Source organism: Streptomyces sp. PU-14G (genome assembly GCF_041028275.1).
Lineage (GTDB): Bacteria > Actinomycetota > Actinomycetes > Streptomycetales > Streptomycetaceae > Streptomyces.
Genome location: NZ_JASKYT010000312.1, coordinates 1 through 8,592 on the forward strand (window position 1 = coordinate 1; position 8,592 = coordinate 8,592).

An 8,592-nucleotide genomic window follows, 5' to 3' on the forward strand; every position below is an offset into this window, starting at 1 on the left:
CCTTCGTGCCCCGCGCCCGCCGACGCCGCCGACCGGCGGCCCCGGAGCAACCCGCCCTGCTCCCCCGGCGGTTCGGTGCCTGCCGTCGCCCCTTCACATGCTCTCCCGTTTCGCCCGGCGACGCCGCGAGGAGCACCTCGTCCGCTGCGTGGGCACCTTCGCCTCGCCCGCGTCGCGCCGTAGGACGAGCGCGGCGATGACGACGCCGACCGTGACGCAGCCCGCTGCGGTGAGCATCGTGGCGGACTGCGCCTGGGTGAAGGCGGTCCGCGCGGCGGCGGCGACGGCGTCCCGGCTGTCCTCGGGGAGCCCGGCGCCGTGGTCGAGGGTCGCGGCCAGCGCGCCGCGCGCCTCGCCTGGAACGCTGCCGGGCAGCCGTGCCCGGTAGACGGCGGCCACGAGGCCGCCGAGGAGGGCGACGCCCAGCGCGACACCGAACTGCTGGTGCGTGTCGTTGAGCGCCGAGCCCAGCCCCGCCCGGTCCTTGGGTACGGCCCCCAGGACGGTGGTGGTGACGGCGGGGCCGGCGAAGCCGTTGCCGCCGCCCACCAGGAACAGGCCGACGGCGGCGAGGAGGTAGCTGCCGTGCGGGGTGAGCGCGGCCAGGAAGAGGAAGCCCACGGCTGTGGCGGTGAAACCGGCGATGACGCACAGCCGGTGTCCGATACGCGCCGGCGCCCGGCCTCCCGCGTACGAACCCAGTACGACACCGGCGGCCATCGGCGCTGAGGCCAGGCCCGCCTGGAGGGGGTCCATGCCGCGCACCAGTTGCAGGTACTGGGCCAGGATGAACAGGGTGCTGCCGGTGCCCATCGAGATGATGGTCACCGCCGCGCTGCCGCCCGCGAACTGGCGGTCGCGGTAGAGCGACAGGTCCACCATGGGGGCTTGTGTCCTTCGCTGACGCCGCAGGAAGGCGGCCCCCGCCAGCAGCGCCAGCGGCGCGGCCACCAGGACTGCGGGCTGCGACAGTCCGCCGTCCCCGGCCAGGATCACCGCGGTGGTCAGCGCGACCATCCCGACGGTGATCCACGCGGCGCTGCGGAAGTCCACGGGGCGGGCGCCGTTGTCGCGGGACTCGGGCACCAGGCGCAGGATCGCCACGACGGCACCGCAGGCCACCGGCACGTTGACCAGGAAAGCGCCGATCCAGCTCCACGCCGCGACCAACGCGCCGCCCAGCACCGGTCCGACGGCCATCGCCACCGAGGCGACGACGCCCCACACCGCGAAGGCCCGAGGACGCTCGTGCGCGGGGAAGACGTGGACCAGGAGCGCCAGCGTCGCGGGCATCACGAGGGCGGCGCCGACACCCATCAGCGCCCGCATCGCCACCAGCCACCACACGGACCAGGCCAGGGCGGCAGCCGCCGAGGAGAGGCCGAGGACGACCAGTCCCGCGACCATCGCGCGCCGTCTGCCCCACCGGTCCGAGAGGGCCCCGGCCGTGATCAGCAGCCCCGAGAAGACGACGGTGTAGGCGTCGAGCACCGCCTGCTGCCCGGCCGTGGACGCCTCGAATCTGGCGGCGATGGAGGGCAGCGCCACGTTGAGCACCGTGTTGTCGACGACGATCACGAGCAGCGCGGCGCAGATGGCCACCAGGATCGCCCAGCGGCGCGGGTGGCCCTGTGTCCGACCGCTCTCGTGCCCGTCGGGGGCTGTCCCGCTCACGCGTCTCCGATCCGTCCGGTTGGCCCGCGCGCCGCCCTTCCGCGCCGCGCCGCCTTCGGCGGGCACCTCGTACGGCCGTCATGTGCCCGTACGGTCATCGGCCGCCCCGTGCGGTCGCGCGGGGGTCTTTCCCGCACGAAAGTAGCCTGCCGCTCGTCGCCCCTGCGCTCCGGCCCTCCCGGTCCCGGCCCAGCCCTTCCTTCCAGGGCGACGCACGGCGCCTCAAGAGCAGCCGCGGCCCTCTGGGGCAGGCCCGCTCCGCTTACGAGGAGCCGCGGCGGATCAGCTCCGTGGGGAGCACGAGTTGGGGCCGTTCGCCGGTCGGAGCGCGGTCGCCGCCGACGTCGGCTCCGGTGCCCATCAGCCCCAGCAGCATCCGGACCATGGCGCGCCCCATCTCCTCGATGGGCTGTTTGACGGTCGTCAGCGGCGGGTCCATGTGCCGGGCGACGGCGGAGTCGTCGAAGCCGACGAGCGCCACGTCGCGCGGCACGTCCCGCCCGGCCTCGCGCAGGGCCAGCCGGGCGCCCGCTGCCATGACGTCCGAGGCGCAGAAGACCGCGTCCACGTCCGGGTCCCGCTCCAGGATCTCCCGCATGGCGCGGTGGCCGCCCTCCTCGGTGAAGTCGGCTTCCACGACCAGGCGCCCGCCCGGTTCCGCCGCCGGCGGGTGCGCCGGTCCGGCGGCCTGCCGCGAGCCCTGCCCGTGGCCGTGCCGGCCGGCGGCTGCGAGCGCTTCGTGGTATCCGGCCAGCCGGCAGCGCGCTGCGTACATGTCCAGGGGCCCCGTGACGGTGGCGACCTTGCGGCGTCCGCGGCCGATGAGGTGCTCGACGGCGAGCTGGGCGCCGAGGAAGTTGTCGGAGTCGACGTTGGGCACGACTTCGGCCGACGAGCGCCGGCCGCTGAGCACCGCGGGCATGCCGACGTCCCGCAGCAGGTCGGGCAGCGGGTCGTCGGCGTGCACGGACACGAGGAGCACGCCGTCGACGCGGTGCGCCGCGGCGTACTGGGTGAAGCGGTCGCGGCTGCGCTCGTCCCGGATGAGGGTCAGCAGCAACTGTTTGTCGGTGTCGGCGAGTTCGGCGCTGACGCCGCGCAGGATCTCGGAGAAGTAGGGCTCGGCGAAGAGCCGGTTCTCCTGCTCGGGGACGACGAGGGCGATGGCGTCCATGCTGCCGGCGGCCAGGGCCCGGGCGGCGCGGTTGGGGACGTAGCCGAGTTCGGCCACGGCGGCCTGAACGGCGGCGCGGGTGCGTTCGCTGACCCGGGGCGAGCCGTTGATGACCCGGGAGGCCGTCCCCCGCCCGACGCCGGCGCGGGCGGCGACCTGTTCCAGGGTGGGCCCGGTCTTCTGGGCGTCTCCCCCGCGGGCTGCTGGCATGGACGGTCCTCCTTCCGCGGCCGGGTCCCAGGAACGCGGCCGGTACGGGTGCGGCTGTGGATCTCATTCAACTACACGGGCTGGTGGAAGCGCTCCCCCAGTTACAGCCCTTGACGTGACGGCGCTCCTCGCCCATTCTGCAACGCATGAATGGGAGCGCTCCCACGGATGCGTGCCGGCGCGCTCCCGCTTTCCGCAGCTTCGGGAGGGGTGGCACAGCCATGGCCACGATCAGGAAGACGAGCACCACGGGAAAGAGAAGCGAGGCTGGGGCGGAGGGGCCCGGCGGGCGGCGGCGCACCGCGCGGCAGCCGCGGCACACCCGCCCCCTCGCCTACGGCCTCACCGCCGTGCTGGGCGCCGGGCTGCTCGCCGGGTGCGCCCAGGACAGCGGCGGGTCGAGCGCGAGCGCCGACGGCAAGACCACCCTGTCCGTCGGGGTCTTCGGCGTCTTCGGCTACAAGCAGGCCGGCCTCTACGACGAGTACGAGAAGCTCCACCCCAACATCCGCATCAAGGAAAACGCGATCGAGCGGAACGAGAACTACTACCCCGCCCTGCTCAACCACCTGTCGGCCGGCAGCGGACTGAGCGACATCCAGGCCGTCGAGGTCGACAACATCAGCGAGGTCGCGAAACTGCACGCCGACAAGTTCGTCGACATGGCCAAGGCCGAAGGGGTGGACAAGTCCGACTGGCTGGACTGGAAGTGGAACCAGGCCAAGGCGCCCGGGGGCCAGGTCGTCGGACTCGGTACCGACATCGGGCCGATGGGCATCTGCTACCGCAAGGATCTGTTCGAGAAGGCCGGCCTGCCCACCGAGCGGGACGAGGTCGGCAAGCTGTGGCAGGGCGACTGGTCGAAGTACGTCGAGACCGGCGAGCGGTACATGAAGGCGGCACCGAAGGACACCGCCTTCACCGACGGCGCCGCGGGCCTGTACAACGGCGCGGTCTCCAGCTACCCCACCAAGTACTACGACGCCGACGGCAAGCTGATCTACAAGAAGAGCAAGGGCGTGCGCGAGTCGTGGGATCTGGCCATGCGCGCGGTCGAGGGCAAGATGACCGGCAAGCTCAAGCAGTTCGACAAGGAGTGGGACCAGGCCTACGCCAACGGCGCCTTCGCCAGCGTCGTCTGCCCGCCCTGGATGCTCGGCTACATCAAGGAGAAGTCCGGCGAGAAGGCCGCCGACAAGTGGGACGTGGCACCCGCGCCGAAGCCCGGGAACTGGGGCGGCTCGTTCCTGACCGTCCCCAAGGGCGGCAAGCACGAGAAGGAGGCGCTGAAGCTGGCGCAGTGGCTGACCGCCCCCAAGCAGCAGGCGAAGCTGTTCGAGAAGCAGGCCAGTTTCCCCAGTGCGAAGACGGCCTACGAGCTGCCCGAGGTCAAGGACGCCAAGCACCCGTACTTCGGTGACGCGCCCATCGGCGACATCTTCGCCGAGGCCGCCGAGGGCATTCCCACCATTCCGCTCGGCCCCAAGGACGGGGTCATCAAGACGACCATCTCCGACATCGGCATCCTCCAGGTGGAGCAGCAGGGCAAGTCGCCCGAGGAGGGCTGGAACGCGGCGGTGAAGAAGATCGATGACGTCGTCGAGAACTGATCCGCTCCCTGGGATGCGGACCACGGGGCCACCCGGGCCCACCGACGAGGAACCGGCACAGGCGGACGGCGGACGCGACCGCGCGGCAGCCGCCCAGGGAACCGGCGGCGCCAAGGGGCCGGCGCCCCGCGTCCGCCGGCGCCACCGGTGGGACGCCCGGTTCAGCCCCTACGCCTTCATCGCGCCCTTCTTTCTCTTCTTCGCCGCCTTCGGCCTCTTTCCGCTGCTGTACACGGGCTGGGCCTCACTGCACCGGGTGTCGCTGCACGATCCCACCCACATGGAGTGGGTGGGGCTGCACAACTTCTCCCGGCTGCTGGAGGACGACTTCTTCTGGAACGCGCTGCGCAACACCCTCACCATCGGCGTCCTGTCCACCGTGCCGCAGCTGCTGATGGCCCTGGGCCTGGCCCACCTGCTCAACTACAAACTGCGCGGCTCCACCTTCTTCCGCGTCGCGATGCTCACCCCCTACGCCACGTCCGTGGCCGCCGCCACGCTGGTGTTCGCCATGCTCTTCGGCCGCGACTACGGGATGGTCAACTGGGGCCTGGGGCTGATCGGCATCGACCACATCGACTGGGAGAACGGCACCTGGACCTCGCAACTGGCCGTCTCCTCGATCGTGATCTGGCGGTGGACGGGCTACAACGCGCTGATCTACCTCGCCGCCATGCAGGCCGTCCCGCACGACCTGTACGAGTCCGCCGCGCTGGACGGCGCCTCCAGGTGGCAGCAGTTCCTGCACGTGACGGTGCCGAGCCTGCGGCCGACGATCCTGTTCACCGTCGTCGTCTCCACCATCGGCGCCACCCAGCTGTTCGGTGAACCGCTGCTGTTCGGCGGCTCGCAGACCGGTGGCGGCTCCCACCAGTACCAGACGCTCGGTCTGTACCTGTACGAACAGGGATGGTTCAACTTCCAGCTCGGCCGCGCGTCGGCCATCGCCTGGGCGATGTTCCTCCTCCTCATCGTGGTCGGCCTGGTCAACTGGCTGATCTCCCGACGACTCAACAAGACCCACTGAAGGGGGGCGGGAGATGTCGCACACCACCACCCCGCGCCGCGCCAGGGGCGCCGGGCGGCACCTGCACGCCGGGAAGTTCACCTACGCCGTCCTGCTGCTGTTCACCGTCGGCTCGCTCTTCCCGCTGGTCTGGACGGCGATCGCCGCCTCCCGGAACAACCAGCGACTGGCTGAGACGCCACCGCCGTTCTGGTTCGGCGGCGACCTGTTCGCCAACCTGACCACCGCATGGTCCGACGCCAACATGGGCAAGGCGCTGTTCAACACCGTCTTCGTGGCGGGCACCATCGCCCTGACCACCGTGGTGTTCGCCACGCTGGCCGGGTACGCCTTCGCCAAGCTCCGCTTCCGGGCGAAGAACGCCCTGCTGCTGACGGTGATCGGCACGATGATGGTGCCACCCCAGCTCAGCGTCGTCCCGCTGTTCATGGCGGTCGCCGAGCTGGAGTGGACCAACCAACTGCAGGCGGTCATCCTGCCGATGATGGTCAACGCCTTCGGCGTCTTCTTCATGCGCCAGTACCTCGTCAGCGCCCTGCCGACGGAGCTGATCGAGGCCGCTCGCGTGGACGGCGCACACAGTCTGCGCGTCGTCTGGCACGTGGTCTTCCCGGTGGCCAGGCCCGCCATGGCCGTACTCGGGATGCTGACGTTCGTCCTGGCCTGGAACGAGTTCTTCTGGCCCATCATCGCGCTGACCCAGGACAACCCGACCGTGCAGGTCGCCCTGACAGGACTCGGCCAGGGCTACATCCCCGACGAGTCCGTCATCATGGCCGGCGCGCTGCTGGGCACCCTGCCGCTGCTCGTCGTCTTCGTCCTGTTCGGCAAGCAGATCGTGGGCGGCGTCATGCAGGGGGCCGTCAAGGGCTGAGCCGGCCTACGGGCGGGCCCGCGGGCCGGAGCCGGGACAGGCACCGAAGTGGGGGCGTGTCCGTCCCGGCTCTGAGCCCGCCGCCCTCCGCCACCACCGCCCGCTCATACGGCACACGCGCACAGGCCACATGCCCCGTGCCCCATGCCACCTGCCACCTGCCACCTGCCACCTGCCACACATGCGCGCACACGCCGCTACGCATCCGACGATCGACCGGGGCACCGCTCGTGCCCCACACCACCCCCGGGGCACAGCCGTGCCCCGCACGATGGGAGCGCTCCTATGACTCTGTCGCCCGACACCGCGGCACACCCCGCCGCATCCCTCAGTTTCCCCAGCGGGTTCCTGTGGGGCGCCGCCACCGCCGCGTACCAGGTCGAAGGCGCGGTACGCGAGGGCGGACGCACCCCCTCCATCTGGGACACCTTCTCCCACACCCCCGGCAAAGTGGCCGACGGCCATACGGGGGACGTGGCCTGCGACCACTACCACCGCTACCGGGACGACGTGGCGCTGATGTCCGAACTCGGCCTGGGCGCCTACCGCTTCTCCGTCTCCTGGCCCCGCGTCCAGCCGACCGGGCGCGGCCCCGCCTCGCAGCGCGGCCTCGACTTCTACCGGTCCCTGACCGACGAACTCCTGAGCGCCGGCATCACCCCCGTCCTGACCCTCTACCACTGGGACCTGCCCCAGGAACTGGAGGACGCCGGCGGCTGGCCCTCCCGTGACACGGCCTACCGCTTCGCGGACTACGCGCGCCTGGTCGCCGACGCACTCGGCGACCGCGTCGAGATGTGGACCACGCTCAACGAACCCTGGTGCAGCGCCTTTCTGGGCTACGGCTCCGGCGTGCACGCACCGGGACGCACCGACCCCATCGACGCGCTACGGGCCGCCCACCACCTCAACCTGGGACACGGGCTGGCCACCCAGGCACTGCGCTCGGCCCTCCCGGACCGCGCCCGGGTGAGCGTCAGCCTCAACGCGGCCGTGGTGCGGGCCCGTACCGACAGCGCCGCCGACCGCGACGCCGCCCGCCGGATCGACGCGCTGGCCACCCGCGTCTTCACCGGACCCATGCTGCACGGAAGGTACGACGAGGACCTGCTCGCCGACACCGCCGGGCTCACCGACTGGTCCTTCGTCCACGACGGCGACACCGACACGGCACACCAGCCCCTCGACGGCGTCTGCGTCAACTACTACACCCCCACCGTGGTCTCCGCCGCACCGGAAGGCACCGAACCCGAACGCCGGGACGGCCACGGCGCCAGCGCCCACTCACCCTGGCCGGCGGCGGACCGCGTCTCCTTCCACCAACTGCCCGGCGCACGCACGGCGATGGGCTGGAGCATCGACCCCGGCGGCCTGACCGAACTGCTGCTGCGCTTCCGCTACGAAGCGCCCGGCACGCCCCTGTACGTGTCCGAGAACGGGGCCGCCTACCCCGACACCGCCGACGCGGACGGCCACGTCCACGACCCCGACCGCATCGCCTACGTCCGCAGCCACCTGCGGGCCGTCCACCGGGCGATCCAGGAAGGAGCCGACGTGCGCGGGTACTTCGTCTGGTCGCTGCTGGACAACTTCGAGTGGGCATGGGGCTACGACAAGCGCTTCGGCATCGTCCACGTCGACTACGCCTCGCAGCGACGCACCCCCAAGTCCAGCGCGGCCTGGTACGGCCGGCTCGCCCGCTCGGGCGTCCTGCCCCCGGACTGACCCGCCAGGAGGCGCGCCGGCGCCCGGCGGCTCAGTCCGTCCGGCCGTCGGCGGCCTCCGCCTCCGCGGCGCGTTCGATCACCTCGCGCTCTCGCCGCGCCCTGCGGCGGTCCTCGCGGTCGGCGTCGACCACGTCCAAGAAGACGGCTGCGCGTCGAGGAAGTCGAGAATCTCCCGGCGCAGCACCGGGTCGGCCGCCATGCCGATGTGCTGGTCCTTGGCCCCGCGTCCGAGGACGAAAGCGACGTAGACCAGCAGGCCGCCGATCGACAGGGACGCCACGCCCTCGTACCAGCCC

Annotated in this window: 6 protein-coding genes and 1 pseudogene; 4 read left to right on the top strand and 3 right to left on the bottom strand. The window is 71.7% G+C overall.

All coding sequences use genetic code 11. From position 1 onward, the window contains the following. Positions 1–93: 93 nt before the first annotated feature. Positions 94–1,674, bottom strand: coding sequence for an MFS transporter (locus tag AB8Z75_RS27085; protein ID WP_369206442.1), 1,581 nt, complete (start codon positions 1,672–1,674; stop codon positions 94–96). Between the two features lie 262 nt (positions 1,675–1,936). Next, positions 1,937–3,058, bottom strand: a complete 1,122-nt coding sequence (locus AB8Z75_RS27090) for a LacI family DNA-binding transcriptional regulator (RefSeq protein WP_369206444.1) — start codon at positions 3,056–3,058, stop codon at positions 1,937–1,939. A 221-nt stretch (positions 3,059–3,279) separates the two neighbouring features. Between AB8Z75_RS27090 and AB8Z75_RS27095 the strand changes: the two genes are divergently transcribed. The 4 genes from AB8Z75_RS27095 (at position 3,280) to AB8Z75_RS27110 (ending at position 8,294) form a co-directional block, all read left to right on the top strand. After that, a complete protein-coding gene (locus tag AB8Z75_RS27095; RefSeq protein WP_369206446.1) occupies positions 3,280–4,668 on the top strand; it encodes an extracellular solute-binding protein in 1,389 nt (462 codons plus the stop codon). Positions 4,669–4,681: 13 nt separating this feature from the next. Then, positions 4,682–5,695: a carbohydrate ABC transporter permease gene (locus AB8Z75_RS27100; RefSeq protein ID WP_369206448.1), complete on the top strand. Its 1,014-nt coding sequence runs from the start codon at positions 4,682–4,684 to the stop codon at positions 5,693–5,695. 13 nt (positions 5,696–5,708) lie between these two features. After that, positions 5,709–6,569, top strand: a complete 861-nt coding sequence (locus tag AB8Z75_RS27105) for a carbohydrate ABC transporter permease (RefSeq protein ID WP_369206450.1) — start codon at positions 5,709–5,711, stop codon at positions 6,567–6,569. A 285-nt stretch (positions 6,570–6,854) separates the two neighbouring features. Further along, positions 6,855–8,294: a GH1 family beta-glucosidase gene (locus AB8Z75_RS27110; protein ID WP_369206452.1), complete on the top strand. Its 1,440-nt coding sequence runs from the start codon at positions 6,855–6,857 to the stop codon at positions 8,292–8,294. A 78-nt stretch (positions 8,295–8,372) separates the two neighbouring features. Here AB8Z75_RS27110 and AB8Z75_RS27115 read toward each other — a convergent pair. After that, positions 8,373–8,592, bottom strand: a pseudogene (locus tag AB8Z75_RS27115) (hypothetical protein); the annotation flags it as partial.